Origin of the sequence: Richelia sinica FACHB-800, from assembly GCF_014698825.1 — a bacterium.
Lineage (GTDB): Bacteria > Cyanobacteriota > Cyanobacteriia > Cyanobacteriales > Nostocaceae > FACHB-800.
Genome location: NZ_JACJTT010000002.1, coordinates 1 through 18,376 on the forward strand (window position 1 = coordinate 1; position 18,376 = coordinate 18,376).

The following is an 18,376-nucleotide window of genomic DNA, read 5'->3' on the forward strand; positions in this document are numbered from 1 at the left end:
TTGAAAAGTAGGGTTCGCAAGCTTTTAGCCACATCGGATAATTTACGTGAAGCAATGGAAATCGTTCTCAAGCAAGCAGCGTCCTAATTAATCTGGCTACAGCTATATCATCATGGGCAGGTTTTGGGTTCACCTACTGGTCGTTATTTGAAACGCTCCAAGATTGAATAACTTTTTTGCTTGTTATTGATTCCAATCCCAAGGATAGTATGTATGTAATGGTGGTTCCCAAGCATGATAAGAAAGATGAGGATTACCTCCTCGTACAAAAGCAAAATACCCCGTTTCTGTATATGCTGGGGCGTGCGAAATTAATGGTGGTCGCCAAAAGTAACAACCTGGAGTCAGATGACCTGCTTGTGTTGTCAGACTACCTTGAAGAACAAACTCCTCTTCAGGAATTGGATGATATTCTGCAAAAGGTTCGACAAACTGCGGCAAACATCCCAGCAACCAAGTGCTTCTTCCACCTTCCTGTCCCTTGCGTAAGGTCTTTCTCATTGCTCCTGGAGGAAAGCCAGGAGTGATAGTAGCTGACCAAGGAATCAGTTCTGAACTTGACGAGGGTATATATAATTCTCTTTTTGCTCCTGGTGCATCATTAATTGATGTTGTAAAGCAGGGGTAACACTCAGGCATCCACAAAGCGGTAGTATTTTCTCTCACACTCCATGCTTCAATGCAGACACCTTCTGGAATAAAAGCATAAGTGTAGCGTCCGAGCCGAAGTTGCCCAATTCGCATTTCTCCACTGAGGACAAACATTTCCACATCGCAGTTGAAATAACCTGAACTGCTCCCCCAGTCTTTTGTCCACTCGACTAATTCTGTAGACCCACGAGTTTCAGTATCAAAACTTAAAATCCGCGTTAAAGCACCTGCCGACAAACCATCTACAAGCCAAGGTTTTTGGATAACATCTGCTGATTGAATAAACTCAACATGATTTCTTGTCATATTTTTGTTACCAAAAACTTAACTAAAGGTTTGTTATTTCTGAAGAATCTAAAAATTCTGTCACTATCTGCGATATTTCTTCAGGCATTTGGTTCATCATACAAATTGTACCGCCTTCAATGTCAAACATTTTGGCATGAGGAATTACCTTTAAACATGAAACTCGCTTTTCAGCCTTAAATAATCCCAGTTTTTCAAACTGTTTAATATCTACTGTTCCCCAAATAATTAAGGTAGGACATTTAATTTGAGAAAATCGCTGTTCCATATTGAGACAGTAATTAGCTACAGCCCAAACAGCATATAAAGGATAGCCAAAGCATTTTAGATCATCTAAAACCAGTCGATGGTTTAATTTTGCTGAATTTACATATTGTGTACGTGCAGCCCATCTTTCCATCAGGTGTGAGCCATCTGCTTTGATTTCAAAACCTTGCTCAAACCGTTTTAATAAAGCTGATTTTCCTTCTTCACCAAACACCACTGGGTTAGACAATATCAGTTTATTAATTTTTTCTGGATAAGCAACAGCTAATTCTCCAGCAACAAAAGCACCTGTATGGTTGCCTAAAATGTCGGTTTTGTTAATGCCTAATTTGTCTAGTAGCAGAAGAACTGTTTGAGCATAATCTTCTATGGAATACATTCTTGGTGGTTTATCGGAATCACCAAATCCTAGAAAATCCATAGCGATTACGCACCGATTTTTGGACAATATAGACATTAACTCTAGATATTCATTGCTACTTGTCTGGTTTTGATGCAATAAAACTAGTGGGTCTCCCTCACCGGCAATTCGATACAGAATTTGTCCATCTTCTGTATTCAAAAAAGCTCTTTTGAGTGGTTTATTCATAGCACCCTAAAAATCTAAGAATTATGCCAATCGACGTTTAACTTGTTCCGCTAAATCTGCCAAATTCACCTCTACCTGTTCACCTGTTTTCAAATCTTTCAATGATGACTTTTGTGCTGCGGCTTCATCAGCCCCAATAATGACACAAAATCTAATTCCTTGTTTATCTGCTGATTGAAATTGTTTACCTAATTGCTTTTTATCAAAATTAGTGACAACATTTAACCCTGCTTGCCGTAATTGTTGTGAAACTTGTAAATAAACAGGCATTAAATCTTCCTGCATATTTACTACCATTACTTGGGTGGGTGTAGGTGGTAAGGTTTGCAAAATCCCTGCTTTTAACAATCGACTAATTAAGCGGGTTAAACCAATGGAAATACCCACACCAGGCATTTTTTCGCCTAAAAACATGCCTACTAATTCTTCATATCTCCCACCAGAACAGATACTTCCCAAGGCTTCATGACCGATGAGAGTGGTTTCGTAAACTGTACCAGTATAGTAATTCAAACCACGGGCAATAGATAAATCTACACGGAATCTATTTTCAGCAACACCTAAATTCCTTACTCCATTGATGACTGTTGCTAATTCCGTCACACCTAAATTGAATTGTTCTGCTGAAGGCAAATTTTGGGCAAGGTGCTGGAGTTTATCTAAAATATCATCTACTGAGCCATCAATGTTAATAAATTCGATAATTTTATCAGTTTGTTCTGAAGAAATGCCTTCTTTCTCTAATTCTTGCTTAACTTTTGCTGCACCGATTTTTTCTAAATTATCAATGATGGCAATACAAGTTTTGATTTGGTCTTCAGCCACCCCAACTGACTGGAAAAATCCTGTCAGAATTTTGCGGTTATTGATGCGAATGACAAAATCACCAATGTTAATTGCTTCAAAAATTTCGGTGATAATGGCTGGCATTTGAGCATCATAAAGTAAGCTGAGTTTTTCCCGTCCTACTACGTCAATATCACACTGACGAAACTGCCTAAATCTACCATCTTTTGCCCTTTCTCCCCGAAAAACCATATCCATTTGATAACGGGCAAAAGGAAAGGTTAATTCATTTAAGTGACGGGCAATATAGGCTGCAAAAGGAACGGTTTGGTCAAATTTTAAGCCCCTGGCTTCAGCACCATTTTCCCCGGCTTTATCTCTTTCTGCCTGACGATTGGGTGGTAAAATCGGTTCTATACCATAAATAATGTTGTCACCTTGATTACCTTTAGCTTGCAATACGTCTAACCTTTCTACCGCTGGGGTTTCAATTGGTGTAAAGCCATAACTTTCAAATACCCGCCGAATTATATCTAATAAATATACTTCTAGACGCTTTTCGCTAGGCAGAAATTCAGGAAAACCGCTAGGTGTGGAAAAGTTGATTTTTTCGCTTTTTGCCATAATTATTTCAATTTAATGTTTGATTATTATAAACTCTCTGGGTATCAATGAACAAATCAGGCTAATTCCTTGGTCAAAAAATCAAGCCTGTGATTGCATATAATACCTTGCATTGAATGCCAGTAAAAATGGCGGGCAAGATACCCACCACTGATTATGAAATTGCCAAATCCAATATATACAAATATTTCTCTTTGCGTCTTCGCGTCTTTGCGTGAGGCTAATTACTATGCACAGAAAACCCAAATATTCATCTAACCAACCCTTTTTTCCTGAATCAGAGTACGTTGATAAATTTGATGATTTTTAAACCAATGCCAAGTGCGGGCGCGATGATTATTATCTGGGCTAATTTGAATCATTTCATATAAGTACATATCAGGAACCTGTTTATAAGCAAACCATAAAATAACTGTAGCCTCATCTATTTCCCAAGCTTTACCTTGAATTCTTTCTGTATCAAACCAAATTTTTTGATCTTGATAGGTAGCAGGAAATTGATGTTCTTCAGTTTTGCCATTTTCCCAAGTATAACGGTTGATTTGGTAATAATGATAAGGGCTATTCTCAGGAAATTGACAACTCAAATGAGATTGATGTTGGTCGATAATTTTACCTGTAATATCTACTAGTGTATATGTTCCCACCCATTCCCCAGCATGACGGGCTAAAACAGGCATTTCTAAGCGGATATTAGACATACAAAGACACCCCTGGTATTAAATATCTTTTGATGATTCTCCTTCATTAAACCACCAAGGATCTTTACTAGCATTAGTCTTAATTAAATATGCTTTTTTCCTCAAAAAGCGTTTGATGCCATCTGCACCCATGCGCGAACCTCCCAAACCGGAGAATTTAAAGGCGTTTTTCTCTCCTTCGTGCATAATGGCTGTTAAGCCAGCATCGTTAATACTAATAGCACCAGCGTCAAGTTGACTAGCTACTTCTAATGCTAATTCGGCTGATTCTGCAAAGACAGCAGCACTCAGTCCATAGATGGAATCATTAGCTAAATCTACCGCTTCTTCAACAGTAGAAAAGGGCATGACAGGCATGATGGGGCCAAATGTTTCTTCTGTCATAACTTTCATAGAATGGTCAACTTCAGTGATGACTGTAGGACGACACCACCAACCACCACTTAATTCTTCTACTTTGCCACCACAGTGAATAACTGCACCTTTAGCAATGGCATCCTGTAAATGATCACGAATAATTGCTGCTTGTTTTTCGGAAATAATGGGGCCAATTTCTCCATTTTCTAGGGCAGGGTAAGCTAATTGTAGTTTATGGGCTTTGGCTACTAATTGATGATAGAAATCGGCAAAAATAGATTCAGCTACATAAATTCTTTCAATGGATAAACATGACTGTCCAGTGTTAACCACTGACCCCCATAATATGGCAGAAGTGGCTAAATCTATATCTGCTGATTCTAAAACAATGGCTGGGTCTTTTCCACCTAATTCTAAAAATGCGGGAATAAAATTATTAGCTGCGGTTACTGCTACTTGTCGCCCAGTTTCGACGCTACCAGTAAAGCAAATTAAATCAACACATTCAATTAAATTTGCTCCTGTTTGTCCTGCCCCTTCCACAAAAGATAATACTTCCCGTAAATGGGGAATAGTATTAAGTGCTGTCATTAAAGGGGCGACAAAACGGGGTGTGAGTTCACTGGGTTTGACGATGACTGCACACCCTGCTAGTAGGGCAGGAATCGCATCGATAGTTGATAGTAAAAGAGGGAAGTTCCAAGGACTAATGACACCAACTAGGGGATAAGGAACGGCTGTTTGTTGTAAGGCAATAAAGGGAACAGATGTGTTTTTAGCTGTGTCTTGTAATAATTGGGGTGCAAGATGACACCATCTATCTAGAGTGGAGAAAAAGGAGTCTATTTCTAATAATGATGTGGATAGTCTTCCTGTATCATTGATTAATGCTTCTGTAAGTTGGTCACGTTCTGATAATAGAGCTTGTTTCCATTGTTGTAAGGCTTCTATTCTGCCATCAATACCTAACTCTTGCCACTGGATTTGTCCACGACGGAGACGGTGACATTGCTGGGATAGAAGTTTTGGGGATTGGGGAATAATTACATAGTCAAATTTGCCTGTCCTGGGGTTACGGACTTCGATGGGTTTTGTCATTAGTCAATGGTCAGTAGATTGTCAAATCCTGATATTTATTTAGGAAATAATTCCTAATTTCACTAGGCGTTCAATAGTTGTTTGTTGGGTTTGAATGAAGTGTTTTCTATCGATGTTTGGGGTCAGCATGGTGTTAGGAGGATAAAAATGGGACTGACTGTAACTATCAGCATAAAGTTCAAAGCGCTGACGGGACAGTAAATTATTTAACCCTGGCCTGATGCGATCGCTCCTTAATCCTGCTAAATTAATTTCTGCAAAGGCCGCCATACTTTCTCCTGCGCCGGTTTCTGCCAGCACTATCCCCCGATGGTCGATAATTTTGGAACCACCATCCACAGAACCGCTAGGAATAGCACTGTTAACAATTCCTGCCGTATTGGCTGAGACTACATACATCATATTTTCCACGGCCCGGCAGATTTTCGCTGCATCTTTGGGTGTGGGATTTTTACTGTACACTTCTGAGGTGGGGTGAATGAGAATTTCCGCACCGCGCATCGTTAAACATCGGGCAACTTCTGGATACAGAATTTCTTCGGAAGCAACAGCCGCTAAATTGCCAATTTCGGTTTTGGCTACGGGAAAAACCCCTTCTAGTCCATAACAGTCCAAATATTTGTCCCAAACATCATGGGGTGTGGGTGCAAACAGAGAATTGAGGCGACGATAACGTAAAATAATTTTGCCGGAGGGGTCAAGAATAAAGCAGGTTTGAAAGTACAACCCAGGAAAATGGGGGTCGAGTTCGTAGGCGTTACCAGCTAAAAAGATTTTATGTTTTTGGGCAATTTCACCCAGTGCTGTATATTCAGCCCCGTCCATTTCTATACTAGCTTTTTCCGCCCAAGCGGTGATAGATTCCCCCATGGGAAAGCCGGTGAGGAAATATTCTGGCAGGACGACCAAGCGACAGTCAAAGCCAATAAAAGCGATACTAGCGGCAATTTGCTGTTCTAATCGCCTAATAGTATTGTGCATGATTAACTGGGCTGTGGTGCGATGGCTTGCTTGATTTACTGCATGACAGGTCACTTGCAAGGCTAAGGCGCGAAATGAGGGAAGATGAGATTGATTAGCTGTCATATGGTTTACAGTCCGAGAGTGCGCCCAGGAAAACCTGCTACATCAAAGTAAGGAGTATCACCCACCGTTTGATATTTTAAAATCGTCTTCAGCCCATTTACCCCTGGTGCAGATTCTAAAACATGGGATTTATACTTTACCTTGTTTGGGCGATCGCGCAAAGCTTCTGTTAACACCCTTCCCACTAGCTTACCTTGAGTCGGTACTTTTAACTTCAAGACTTTCGCTAAAGTTACCACCACATCAGCATTACTAACGGGAACTTGATCTACATACCTCTGTTTAAAGTCTGGGCCAATAGCAGCCATATTGTTAAAAGTATCCGCACGGCTAAAACTGCCATGACTACCTTGACCTTGCTGTAAGGAAGCATCTGCTATTTCTGCACCACAAGCCGTATTACCACAACCTGTGTCAAAGGAGCGAAAATTAACGACTAGGGAAGGTATGGGAGTGCGGGCTGTTCCCCACAGTTTAATTGCACTTAAAGGTAAAGTGCCAGGAATTACACCTAAACTATCATTCACAAATAAACCACTGACATAATCTTGTTTGAACAGAGAATTAACGATTTTTTGAGCATAGATTTTTCTGTTAGACCAATTAGGTAAATAAATTAAATCTGAACCACCATTACTAGCAATAATCACATCGGGATGTTGGGGATTTTTACCCAAAACACCATTATTAGTAAATTGTCCTTTTGTCGGGTCAACTGATTTATTTTCTTGATCAGGATTGAATAAAGGCAAATTTAAATCATGGGCTAAATCTATCGCCAAAAAGCCAGGAGGTAAAAAACCAGTAGGCACATTTTTATAAGTCAGAGTAGTGGCATAACTGGTTTGACTTTCTTTACTAATTGTCGAAAATCCATGATCAGCCGTGACGAAAATATTGGTATTAGCTTCTAAATTTAATTCTTTCAATGCCATCCGAATTTGCGCTAAGTTACGGTCAACATTGCTGATAGCGGCTTTGACCGTGGAACCGTTGATACCTGGAATCATTTGATTGAGGCTATCACCTTGATTGTGTTGTGTCCCATCCGGGTCACGAGACCAGTACACTAAAATAAATGGTTTTTGACATTGTTTAAAGAGAGGCAAAATCACTTTAGTAGTGACATCCACAAAATATTGCTGCTGTTCAACATTAGCCACAGTTGTACCGGGAGTTGTGCTGTTACCAGATTTGCCATTTTCACCCCGTGATGGAGTGATTAAAGGTAAGGAATTTATAGTTAATAATTTTTGAACTTCAGAATTTAAAGGTATTCCTGTAGCTGAACCGGTTGCATCATCAAAAATTATGGTTGGTTCACCACTTGTTTGCGTGACATCTTGAATAAGCACCGGACCAAGTTTGCCAATGGAGGCTGTACTAAAACCTGCTGTTTTCGCAACTGCTAATAAACTTGTTTCCTTAAGAAAGTTTTGACCAAATTGTTGATTAACTTCTTGAAGAACAGCGTTATTTTCCAAAAAAGGAACAACGCTGTTTTTAGCACTTTTGACTGGGGCTTGCACTTTGATATTGTTACTAAAGTCACCTGTATCACCAAGATAATGTCCAGTCGCAATGACTGAAGCATTAGCCGTTGTCAGCGTAGGAAATAGAGAATGGGAATTGACAAAACTTACACCTTTTTCCTTGATATCCTCTAATGTTGGCGTATCAGTAGCATTTACCTGAGTGGGTCGGAGTCCGTCCGCTACAAAAATAATGACGTTATGGGGAGTTTTCGCTAAACCAGGTAATTCAGTAAAAAATAAAATACATCCTATTCCAGTAATTACAACTAATAATAACCATAACCAGCGATGGTTTTTGTGTAACATCCTCTTAACCTTACAGATTTTCGGGGCATCAAAATTTTACTATCTGTCCTGTGGAATTACACATAAAGTGATGAAGTTAATGGATATCACTGGTATTTGATTAATCATCATTATGTGAATAATGATTAATTTTTCTACATATAACACCGTCAGTGTGAGAAGTATTTGCCAACTTTAAAACATGATTGATGAAGATTATCTACCGACAATATTTGAACTTGAAAAATAGCAGATTTCCACAATTGTTTTTCAAAAATGATGATGCAGGTATTCCACAAGTTTTGCATAATTCCTTGGTACTATATCTAGAAGGTACACAAATAAACGCATTACAATACATCATTAATTACAAAATAAACATACTATTTGCTTTAACTAATCAAGTTACTATGTAAATAGCAAATACTATGAATAGCGCATTACTAATTTTCTGATATGTAACTAAATCTTGGCTTATGCGTACTACCTCCTACTCTCATACTCATCAAGAAAAACCAGATATAAAACCTAACTATTCCCATGATTTTCTGTTTCAGATGATTGACAGTATCTCTGACCCCATTATTGTCAAAGATCGTCAACATCGATGGATATTAGTAAACAAGGCTAGTTGTAAGTTAATTGGTTATAGTTCAGAAATATTAATTGGTAAATCAGACTATGATTTCTTTTCTCAAGGTGATGCAGATACTTTGAGAAGAGAAGATGAAGCTGTGTTTACTAGAGGTATTAGCCAAGAAAACTCTGTATATATTACCGATGCAAAGGGTGTTAAACACTTAATTTCCCGCAAAACATCTTTATTTCAAGATGGTGTAGACAAAGAATTTTTAGTTATTACTATTCAAAAGATAATTGAGTCTCCATTAGTTCAACCCCAAACTCACACTAACTTATTACAACAAAGACAAGCAGAACTAGCTGAAAAAGCTGCTTTAGCGGCATTTCATGTGGAAATCAATCATGCTATTACTGAGGGTCATACATTACAGGTAACTCTGAAGCTGTGTACACAAGCAATGGTGAATTGTCTAGACGCTGCCTTTGCCAGAATCTGGACGCTGAACTCCGAAGAAAATGTCTTGGAATTACAAGCTAGTTCAGGAATTTATACCCATATTGATGGGCCCCATGGTCGAGTTCCTGTTGGTATGTTCAAAATCGGTCTAATTGCCCAAGAACGTCAACCTCACCTCACTAACCAAGTGCTGGAAGACCCAAGAGTAGGTGACAAAGAATGGGCAAAAAGAGAAGGTATGGTAGCTTTTGCTGGATATCCATTGATTTTGGAAGACAATCTCATTGGTGTCATTGCCATGTTTTCTAAACAGCCATTGAGTGAATCAACTTTAGAAGCATTGAAATTAGCTGCTAATGAAATTGCTCTGGGGATTAAACGAGTCAAAACAGAACAAGCTTTAAAAGAGAGTGAAAGACAGTATCGTCAATTAGTAGAAACCTCTCAAGATATGATCTGGACATTAGATACCCAAGGCTGTTGGACTTTTGTTAATCCCGCAGTTAAAGATATTTATGGCTATAAACCAGAAGAAATAATAGGTCATCACTACAGTGAATTTGAACCACCAGAACAAACTCTGAAGAATTTAAAAATTTTCTCCCGTATCTTATCTCAAGAATCCGTTTTTCATTACGAAACAGTAATTATTTCTAAAGATGGTAGAAGAGTTAATTTACTTTGTAATGCTAGTGTAGTTAAAGATGACGCTGGCAATATAGTTGGTGTAACTGGTACTGCTACTAATATCACTGAATTAAAGCAAGCAGAAGCTACTGTATCTCGGAATAATGCGATTCTCACAGCCCAACAAGAAGCGTCCTTAGATGCAATTTTAATTATTGATGAAAATCGCCGTGTAGCATCATATAATAATAATTTTTCTCAGTTGTGGAAATTGCCAGAAGAATTAATTAACAATGGAGATGATCATCAACTATTAGAATATGTTTTAAATCAATTGGCTCAACCCCAAGAATTTATATCCCAGGTGGAATATTTATATCAACATCCAGAGGAAAATAGTTTTGATGAAATATTGTTGAAGGATGGAAGAATTCTTGACCGCTATTCTGCACCTGTGATTGGGTCTGAGGGAGATTATTACGGCAGAATTTGGTATTTTCGAGATATTACAGGACGTAAACAAGCAGAAGTAGCTTTATTGGAGTCCAAACAACAGCTAAAAAATCAAGCACAAGAATTAGAAGAAGCATTGTGTCAATTGCAGCGATCGCAAACACAATTAATTCATAATGAAAAAATGTCTAGCTTGGGTCAACTTGTAGCTGGGGTAGCCCATGAAATCAATAACCCCATCAACTTTATCAACGGCAATATAGAACCAGCAAGTGAATATACCCAAGATTTACTGTCTTTATTAGAACTGTATGAGCAAGAATATCCTCAACCAGTAGCACGCATTCAGGAACTGGCAGAAGATATCGATTTAGATTTTCTCAAAATAGACTTGCCAAGACTCCTAAGCTCTATGAAGGTAGGAGCAGATAGAATTAGGGAAATAGTCTTGTCTTTGCGGAGTTTTTCCCGCTTAGACGAAGCAGAAATGAAAGATGTTGATATCCATCAAGGGCTTGATAGTACCTTGATGATTCTGCAAAATCGCCTTAAAGGTAGCGATCGCTATGCCAAAATAGAAGTCATCAAAGACTATGGTCAACTTCCCCCTGTGGAATGTTATCCTGGACAACTCAATCAAGTGTTTATGAACCTGTTAGCCAACGCTATTGACGCACTTGATGAAATCAGAACAACAGAAAAAACTCCCACAATTAACATTCGCACTCAACTGGCTGACCATAATCAGGTCACAATTAGTATCGCCGATAATGGTATAGGTATCTCAGAAAAAATCAAGAAGCGCATTTTTGACCCCTTCTTCACTACCAAAAGTGTGGGTAAAGGCACAGGTATGGGTTTAGCCATTAGCCATCAAATCATTACAGAAAAGCATGGTGGGTCTTTGCAATGCGTGGCTAACCCCCAAAGAGGAACTGAGTTTATTATTAAAATTCCTATTAGTCAAGAGAGGTGAAAGAAGGAGTTCAGGAGTTCAGAAGTTCAGAAGTTCAGAAGTTCAGAAGTTCAGGAGTTGCAGAAGTTCAGGAGTATGCCTAGGCACGCTGCGCGAACAGGAATTACAGGAGTTCAGAACTTTTCTTTTCTGAAACAACCACACCCTCAAGCATATACCCTAATTAACGTACGGTTTCCCGTATTGCTTCTGCATTAATGGGTCTAATTAGGTAAATTTTCAACATATACCAGATAACCTTCATCAGTAAAGGAATTCTCTGGAAAAACTTGGTAATTCCCGACTTGTTACTATCCTTGAGTGCAGTTAATTGCTGATTAGTGATAGCACATTGTTCTAAATACCAAAAAAAGTAGGGATGACTGGTATTTAAGATGACAGGGAATGCTCTAGCGGAGGTTTTGTTGGTTTCCTCAATGACTTGGTTATTGTATTTGCGGGGATGAATGCCAATCATTTCATAGAAATTAGCCCGCTCAAAAACTGTGATGGTGTGGGTAACGAAGACCGTTAGCAGGAAAAAGCGAATCCACAGCCTTGCTCGCCAATTGTTCCATAGCTGGGGTTGCGATCGCAATAGTGCCTTAAAAAAGTCTCCATGTCTATTTTCATCCTGACACCAGTTTTCAAATTTCCGAAACAAAGGATAAAACTGGAACTCTGGATTTTTGGCAATATGCTTGTACACCAAAATGTAACGCCAGTAACCGATTTTTTCTGACAGATACACGGTGTAAATAATCCAAGATGGTGGAAAAAATGTATAGGTACGATGTTTAGTTAAGTAACTTAAGTCCAGAGAAAGGTTAAAGTCAGCCATTGACTTATTCAAAAACCCCGCATGACGCGCTTCATCCCGCGCTAAATAATCAAATGCTTCTGACAATAGGGGTTGTTTTTCCTTCAGCCGACGAGATAATTCTTTAAACAGTAAAAACCCAGAAAACTCCGAAGTACAAGAACGTTCTAAAAAGTCTATAAAGGCTAAACGCTTCTCACCCTGAATATGATCCCAATTTTGCTTAAATTCCTCATCACGGACAAAATGGTGGCGGTTGTAGTCAGCCTTGAGTTCATCTATCACAGCCCTTAATTCAGTCTCATAGGCGGAAATATCCATTTTCGCCAAAGCATCAAAGTCAGTAGTATAAAATCGTGGCGTTAGTAATGTTTCTTGAACAGGGGCTTTGACACCAGGCTTGAGTAATTCAACTTGGGGGTTATCCAGAGACCGAACCATGATGCTCCTTTTGCTGTTTTATGCCTTAAAAGTTATATAAGCATGAATAGTTATTACTAAGCATCAGTTAAATTATTGAAAATAAATTGTGCGAAATTACCTGATGTTTTGTCTCTACCTCACAGTTAAAATGCCTATAGCGGTTATCAATTATTTTGGCAAAGCATAAAGAAATATTAATACCTTTATAGATATACGAATATTAATAGTTAAATATTTTTGGGAGCAATCAAAATAGCCAGGATCTGCGTTTACAGTAGAATTTACTAACTCCATAAGTGCAAAGACTCCATAGCCCTACAATATTCATATTTTCATGGAAAAATTGCTACTTTGCGAGTTGATAATTCTCAGACCAAAATACTCTCCCTCTCATTCTCAGCAGCAATAATTACTCAGAAAAATCATCAGACATTGACTGTGAGCAAAAATGTGGTGAAGTCACAGTCTCAAGTCCTTGCGTGTGAATAGGAAGGAAATTACATGGGTAACAATTTAGCCATAAAACTGCGTTCTGGTACTCAACAAGCCCATACCAATGCAGAAAATGTTGGCTTTATGAAATGTTTTCTCAAGGGTGTTGTCACTAGAGAATGCTTTGCCAAATTCCTCAGTAATTTATATTTCGTCTATAGCGAATTAGAAGCAGGAATTGAGCAACACAAACAACATCCCGTCTTGAGTGTCATTTATTTCCCGGAACTAAAACGCCAAGCTGCCCTAGAAAAAGATATGGTGTTTTATTATGGAAATGAATGGCGCAATAAAATCAGTCCATCTCCTGCGGCTCAAACTTATGTTACTCGGTTGCGTCAACTTTCTACCCATGAGCCATCTTTCTTATTAGGTCATGCTTACACTCGTTATATGGGAGACCTTTCTGGTGGACAAATGTTGCAAAAAATTGCTCAGTCAACTTTGCAACTATCTGGCTATGAAGGTACTTCATTTTACAATTTTGAGCTGATTCCTGACAAGAAGGCATTTAAAGATAAGTATCGTTTAGCCTTAGATGCAGTTCCTATCGATGATAAAGGTGTTGATAGAATTGTTGCTGAAGCTAACTATGCTTTTTCTTTAAATATGCAGATGGTCAAAGATTTAGAAAGCTTCGTAATTGCTGCTATTGGAGAAGCTAGATATCGGGAAATTACCAATCACCATAATCCTGGAAGTACGGAATTTAGTGCAGCACATTAACCCATGATCACCGTTAATCCTCCGGGATTTTCATATTAGCTCCAAGCTATCTTTCCTACAGCCCAATGAATTTATGTAGCCGTGAATTCTATTCACGATAGTTACTTATAGTATTTTTAATCCCAACTGGGTTTCTTTGCGTAAGTCCTAGATATTGGGTGGCATTAAACAACAAAAACATACGCATTTGTTTAGACTCAGGCATACAAATATTGAGCCAAGGGAAAATTGAAATTAGCAATAGGTTTAAACCAAAAATTATCCTAATTGACAATTTAACCCTCAGAATTGGCACAAAATCTAGGCCGTAAACTCACAGTTATTCGGAGGTTTTGATGGTTTTTCTTTTACCTGGTGTAAAGTTTGATTTGGATCTAATTCAAAAGTATGATACTCGCGCACCGAGATACACCAGCTATCCACCTGCTACGGAATTAAGTGAAGTATTCACAGCACAAGACTTTGAAATAGCCATCAGCACCTCTAATCAACGTCAAACGCCTTTATCTTTATATTTCCACATTCCCTTCTGTCAAAGTTCCTGCTATTTTTGTGGCTGTAATACGGTCATTACCAGTAATAAAAATCTGGCTAAACCGTATTTAGAAAATATAGCCAAAGAAATCACAAATACTTCCCATTTAATTGATACCAGTAGAAAGGTACTGCAAATACATTGGGGTGGGGGAACACCCAATTACCTCGACCAACATCAAGTGGAATTTTTGTGGAACAAAATCAATCAACAGTTTAAGATTGATGCTCACGCAGAAGTATCCATTGAAATTAACCCCCGCTATGTAGATAGAAATTATATCCGGTTCCTCAGAGAAATTGGATTTAACCGCATTAGTTTTGGTATTCAAGACTTTCACCCCCAAGTACAACAAGCGGTGAACCGAATTCAACCAGAAGCGATGTTATTTGATGCGATGGGTTGGATTAAAGAAGCGAATTTTGATAGTGTGAACGTAGATTTAATTTATGGTTTACCTTATCAAAATCGTCATACCTTCCGGGAAACTTTACGCAAAACTATGGCACTAGACCCAGACCGGATAGTAGTGTTTAATTTTGCTTATGTTCCTTGGATGAAACCTATCCAGAAAAAAATTCCTCAAGAAGCCCTACCACCAGCACAGGAAAAGTTAGATATTTTGAAAATGACCATTGAGGAGTTGACTGGTAACGAATATTTGTTTATTGGTATGGATCATTTTGCCAAAAACAATGACGAACTAGCGATCGCTCAACGTAATGGTACACTAAAACGTAACTTCCAAGGCTATACCACCCATGCCGAAACAGAACTTTTTGGCTTTGGTTCAACAGCCATTAGTATGCTAGAAGATGCCTATGCCCAAAATCACAAGGGCTTAAAGGACTATTATAAAGCCATCGCCGCAGGTGTCATCCCCACAAGCAAAGGCATCAAACTTACCCAGAACGATATCATCAGAAGAGATGTGATTATGTCCATTATGTCTCACTTCCAGCTACATAAGTCAGACATAGAACGAAAATATCACATTGATTTTGACCAATATTTTGCCCAGGAATTACAGGAGTTAAAACCCCTAGAAGATGATGGACTAGTCAATATTTCACCGCAGGAAATTCAAATTACAGATACGGGTAGATTGTTGGTGAGAAATATTGCTGTTGTCTTCGATACCCATACGAGAAACAGGGCCGCAAAGTTTTCTCGTGCTATTTAATTATTGGTAATGGGTAATAGGTAAGAGGTAATAGTTTTCCGACAATTACCAATTACCAACCACCAATTACCTGTATTTAGCAGGTGATAGGTGATAGGTGACAGGTGACAGGTGACAGGTGACAGGTGACAGGTGACAGGTGACAGGTGACAGATGATAGGTGATAGTGCTAAAAGTCTTTGGGTGTCTTCGTATTAGTTGTAGTGAGTATCTTAACTGCCTTGTCTACAGCTATGCTTATACAGAAATCTAGCTTGTTCAAAAAGTTAATTGAAAAAGTCTACAACTGGTACTAAAGCAAAAGTTTAATTTTTAGATTTTAATTAATTTATCCATCTTTTGGTTGACATATTTACTTCATTTGATAGAAAAATATCTGCTCATGCCTTGATAAATTTGATACGTATTCCGAATCAAATTATTGAGGCGGTTATGAATATTATTGCATGGATTATCTTAGGGCTAATAGCTGGTGCGATCGCTAAAGCTATTTATCCAGGTTATCAAGGTGGTGGTATTGTCGCTACCATGATTTTAGGTATTGTTGGTGCTTTTATTGGCGGTACTTTATTTACCCTGCTGCGAACAGGAACATTACAAATTACTTCTGCGGGTGCTGGTTTAAGTATTCCCGGTTTAATTGTGGCAATTATCGGCTCAGTTATTGCTATTTACCTATGGGGATTATTGCAGAGAAGGAGTCGGGCTTAACTCTAGAAAATAGTAACAAACTTGCTGAAAAATTGTCAAAAATTAATTCTATAAACTATGTTTTTTCACAAAAAAGAACCAATTCACGCTGTTAAAGTACAAGAAACTAACCCCCGTTTTGCTCAACTCCTACTAGAGCAATTTGGCGGTGCTACAGGAGAATTAACAGCAGCATTACAATATTGGGTGCAATCTTTTCATGTAGAAAATCCTGGTATTCGCGATATGCTTCAAGATATTGCGATTGAAGAATTTGGGCATTTAGAGATGGTGGGTCAACTCATCGAAGCCCATACAAAAAATACCGACCAAACGGCAGCTTATCAAAGCACTCTCTTTGCTATTCGTGGAATTGGCCCCCATTTTGTGGATAGTCAAGGTAGTGCTTGGACTGCAAATTATTTAAACGAAGGTGGCGATGTTGTTCGTGATTTACGCGCAAATATAGCCGCAGAAGGTGGTGCGCGTCAAACCTATGAACAATTGATTAAACTAGCTACAGATGAGGGAACTAAACAAACATTAGTTCATCTTTTAACAAGGGAAGTTTCTCATACCCAGATGTTTATGAAAGCCCTTGATTCACTGGGTAAGTTGACCGACCCAATTTTTGGCAATATTCAACCTGATGAAACTGTAGCTCTCTACTACAATTTATCAACTAATGGTGATAAAGAGGAGCGCGGCCCGTGGAATTCTGAACCAACTTTTCAATATGTTGCTAATCCTTTAGAACAAGTAATGAGTGGTAATTCATAATTCTGGTTAAGAGTATATGTTCAGTCAGGTAAGTTATGACTATGCAAGTATTTGCAACTGAGCAGAACTGCAAATTAGCTGTAACAGCTTATATTTATCGGTGTGTTAAGCGTTGCTATATTGCACCCTACTAATAAAGTCTATTTAGTGGTTGGAAAGATAACTAATAAATAGACTTTTTTGTTTTTCTTTTAGAGTTATAGCAATAGACAGAGTGTTTAGGACATTAACTAACACTAAAACTTAGATAGCTAAAGGCTTTTAGAACTGTCACCTGCTATATCAAGCCATTATCCACATATAAATACTTTTAAATACTTTATGATTGTTAACGCAACAACAGATGGTTGGGAAATCATTTATCACCGCGCTCATGCTTTATTAGCTGCTCAATTAGCAGGACAATGGCAGCGTAAAAATGCACCTGTGAGATTATATGAAACTTTAGCCGCTATTTCTCATCACGATGATTTAGAAAAAGAGTGGGAGCAAGATCATCTCACTCCAGCAGGTACACCAAGGGACTTTACTTTAATTACAGATATTGATGTCCCAATGATGGCCCAATTAGCGAATAATGCTCGTTATCGGGGCAGATGGGTGGCACTATTAATCTCTAAACATATTAGTCGTCTCAATGAACCACAAAGGGGCAAATTAGCTGAATTAGATGAATTTTTAGATGTACAAATAGAAAATCAGCAACGTTGGCAAAAAGAATTAGGAATAGAACGAGAGGATGTTGATGCAGCTTATGCTTTTATGCAATGGTGCGATCGCTTGTCTCTGATTCTGTGTCAACAACAACTACCCGCTGATGAGAGATGGTTAGAAATTAGCCAAGGCCCCGATGGTAGACAATATAGCATCATGCAGCGTCAGGATCGTCTAATCAATGTCCAACCCTGGCCTTTTGAAAATCATCAATTTACAGTTAATGTCGAAGCCTGTAACTTAACCCAAGTTCAATTTCACGACTGTCAAGAACTCTCTCAAGCACTCCAGCAAGCTGATATCAAGGTGCTGGAATGGACTTTTGCAGAGAATTAATCTGTTTTTGTCGAAAGTTACAGGCTGTTGACAAATTGTAAAGGAGTTGTTAGACTTGTTTACATAAGTTAACTAATTCCCACCACTAAATAACAAGAGAACGGCATCCTCGAAGACTACACCATTGAAACCCAGGATGGCTTGACTGCAAAACCAAGGAAATAGGTGCAGTGGCCTTGATTATTCATTAGTGTGAGTTACGGTGGTCTTGGGTTTTAGGTAAGAAAAACTGACATCGGTATCGCTATCTCTCATCGACATTTGATCTTCTCCCAACCGCCTCAGTTAACGACTGAGGTTTTTTATTGCCTTTTGCCA

General features: G+C 38.6%; 14 protein-coding genes. 6 read left to right on the forward strand and 8 right to left on the reverse strand.

All coding sequences use genetic code 11. The features are described 5' to 3' along the window. Window positions 1-183: 183 nt before the first annotated feature. The 7 genes from H6G73_RS01920 to H6G73_RS01950 all read right to left on the reverse strand — a co-directional run bounded on the left by H6G73_RS01920 (window position 184) and on the right by H6G73_RS01950 (window position 8,306). Complete coding sequence (locus H6G73_RS01920) at window positions 184-957, reverse strand: DUF4437 domain-containing protein (protein WP_190601263.1); 774 nt, start codon at window positions 955-957, stop codon at window positions 184-186. A 22-nt stretch (window positions 958-979) separates the two neighbouring features. Beyond that, window positions 980-1,813, reverse strand: a complete 834-nt coding sequence (locus tag H6G73_RS01925) for an alpha/beta fold hydrolase (protein ID WP_190601264.1) — start codon at window positions 1,811-1,813, stop codon at window positions 980-982. A gap of 21 nt (window positions 1,814-1,834) precedes the next feature. Further along, window positions 1,835-3,223, reverse strand: a complete 1,389-nt coding sequence (gene hisS / locus H6G73_RS01930) for a histidine--tRNA ligase (protein ID WP_190601265.1) — start codon at window positions 3,221-3,223, stop codon at window positions 1,835-1,837. 254 nt (window positions 3,224-3,477) lie between these two features. Further along, the gene (locus tag H6G73_RS01935; RefSeq protein ID WP_190601266.1) at window positions 3,478-3,924 is read right to left on the reverse strand and encodes a DUF3598 family protein; all 447 of its coding nucleotides are present in this window, start codon (window positions 3,922-3,924) and stop codon (window positions 3,478-3,480) included. An 18-nt stretch (window positions 3,925-3,942) separates the two neighbouring features. After that, window positions 3,943-5,379, reverse strand: coding sequence for an aldehyde dehydrogenase family protein (locus H6G73_RS01940; RefSeq protein WP_190601267.1), 1,437 nt, complete (start codon window positions 5,377-5,379; stop codon window positions 3,943-3,945). 39 nt (window positions 5,380-5,418) lie between these two features. Further along, window positions 5,419-6,465, reverse strand: a complete 1,047-nt coding sequence (locus tag H6G73_RS01945; protein WP_190601268.1) for a nitrilase-related carbon-nitrogen hydrolase — start codon at window positions 6,463-6,465, stop codon at window positions 5,419-5,421. Between the two features lie 5 nt (window positions 6,466-6,470). Further along, window positions 6,471-8,306 (reverse strand): alkaline phosphatase family protein, encoded by a 1,836-nt coding sequence (locus H6G73_RS01950; protein WP_190601269.1) that lies wholly within the window; start codon window positions 8,304-8,306, stop codon window positions 6,471-6,473. A gap of 455 nt (window positions 8,307-8,761) precedes the next feature. Between H6G73_RS01950 and H6G73_RS01955 the strand changes: the two genes are divergently transcribed. Further along, entirely contained in the window at window positions 8,762-11,380 is a 2,619-nt protein-coding gene (locus tag H6G73_RS01955; RefSeq protein ID WP_190601270.1) for a PAS domain S-box protein, read from the forward strand. A gap of 163 nt (window positions 11,381-11,543) precedes the next feature. Here H6G73_RS01955 and acsF read toward each other — a convergent pair whose 3' ends face one another. Beyond that, window positions 11,544-12,620 (reverse strand): magnesium-protoporphyrin IX monomethyl ester (oxidative) cyclase, encoded by a 1,077-nt coding sequence (gene acsF / locus H6G73_RS01960; protein WP_190601271.1) that lies wholly within the window; start codon window positions 12,618-12,620, stop codon window positions 11,544-11,546. A gap of 483 nt (window positions 12,621-13,103) precedes the next feature. Here acsF and H6G73_RS01965 point away from each other — a divergent pair, with 483 nt between their 5' ends. The 5 genes from H6G73_RS01965 (at window position 13,104) to H6G73_RS01985 (ending at window position 18,058) form a co-directional block, all read left to right on the forward strand. Beyond that, window positions 13,104-13,820 (forward strand): biliverdin-producing heme oxygenase, encoded by a 717-nt coding sequence (locus H6G73_RS01965; protein ID WP_190601272.1) that lies wholly within the window; start codon window positions 13,104-13,106, stop codon window positions 13,818-13,820. Between the two features lie 335 nt (window positions 13,821-14,155). Continuing rightward, window positions 14,156-15,538 (forward strand): oxygen-independent coproporphyrinogen III oxidase, encoded by a 1,383-nt coding sequence (gene hemN, locus H6G73_RS01970; RefSeq protein ID WP_190601273.1) that lies wholly within the window; start codon window positions 14,156-14,158, stop codon window positions 15,536-15,538. A 432-nt stretch (window positions 15,539-15,970) separates the two neighbouring features. Further along, complete coding sequence (locus tag H6G73_RS01975; protein WP_190601274.1) at window positions 15,971-16,249, forward strand: GlsB/YeaQ/YmgE family stress response membrane protein; 279 nt, start codon at window positions 15,971-15,973, stop codon at window positions 16,247-16,249. Between the two features lie 57 nt (window positions 16,250-16,306). After that, window positions 16,307-17,008: a manganese catalase family protein gene (locus tag H6G73_RS01980; protein WP_190601275.1), complete on the forward strand. Its 702-nt coding sequence runs from the start codon at window positions 16,307-16,309 to the stop codon at window positions 17,006-17,008. 321 nt (window positions 17,009-17,329) lie between these two features. After that, window positions 17,330-18,058, forward strand: a complete 729-nt coding sequence (locus H6G73_RS01985; protein WP_190601276.1) for a DUF3891 family protein — start codon at window positions 17,330-17,332, stop codon at window positions 18,056-18,058. Window positions 18,059-18,376: the final 318 nt, after the last annotated feature.

Bases quoted from the DNA above. Each gene is read 5' to 3' on its own strand.
- H6G73_RS01920 (WP_190601263.1), bottom strand. From the start codon at position 957: ATGACAAGAAATCATGTTGAGTTTATTCAATCAGCAGATGTTATCCAA.
- H6G73_RS01925 (WP_190601264.1), bottom strand. From the start codon at position 1,813: ATGAATAAACCACTCAAAAGAGCTTTTTTGAATACAGAAGATGGACAA.
- hisS (WP_190601265.1), bottom strand. From the start codon at position 3,223: ATGGCAAAAAGCGAAAAAATCAACTTTTCCACACCTAGCGGTTTTCCT.
- H6G73_RS01935 (WP_190601266.1), bottom strand. From the start codon at position 3,924: ATGTCTAATATCCGCTTAGAAATGCCTGTTTTAGCCCGTCATGCTGGG.
- H6G73_RS01940 (WP_190601267.1), bottom strand. From the start codon at position 5,379: ATGACAAAACCCATCGAAGTCCGTAACCCCAGGACAGGCAAATTTGAC.
- H6G73_RS01945 (WP_190601268.1), bottom strand. From the start codon at position 6,465: ATGACAGCTAATCAATCTCATCTTCCCTCATTTCGCGCCTTAGCCTTG.
- H6G73_RS01950 (WP_190601269.1), bottom strand. From the start codon at position 8,306: ATGTTACACAAAAACCATCGCTGGTTATGGTTATTATTAGTTGTAATT.
- H6G73_RS01955 (WP_190601270.1), top strand. From the start codon at position 8,762: ATGCGTACTACCTCCTACTCTCATACTCATCAAGAAAAACCAGATATA.
- acsF (WP_190601271.1), bottom strand. From the start codon at position 12,620: ATGGTTCGGTCTCTGGATAACCCCCAAGTTGAATTACTCAAGCCTGGT.
- H6G73_RS01965 (WP_190601272.1), top strand. From the start codon at position 13,104: ATGGGTAACAATTTAGCCATAAAACTGCGTTCTGGTACTCAACAAGCC.
- hemN (WP_190601273.1), top strand. From the start codon at position 14,156: ATGGTTTTTCTTTTACCTGGTGTAAAGTTTGATTTGGATCTAATTCAA.
- H6G73_RS01975 (WP_190601274.1), top strand. From the start codon at position 15,971: ATGAATATTATTGCATGGATTATCTTAGGGCTAATAGCTGGTGCGATC.
- H6G73_RS01980 (WP_190601275.1), top strand. From the start codon at position 16,307: ATGTTTTTTCACAAAAAAGAACCAATTCACGCTGTTAAAGTACAAGAA.
- H6G73_RS01985 (WP_190601276.1), top strand. From the start codon at position 17,330: ATGATTGTTAACGCAACAACAGATGGTTGGGAAATCATTTATCACCGC.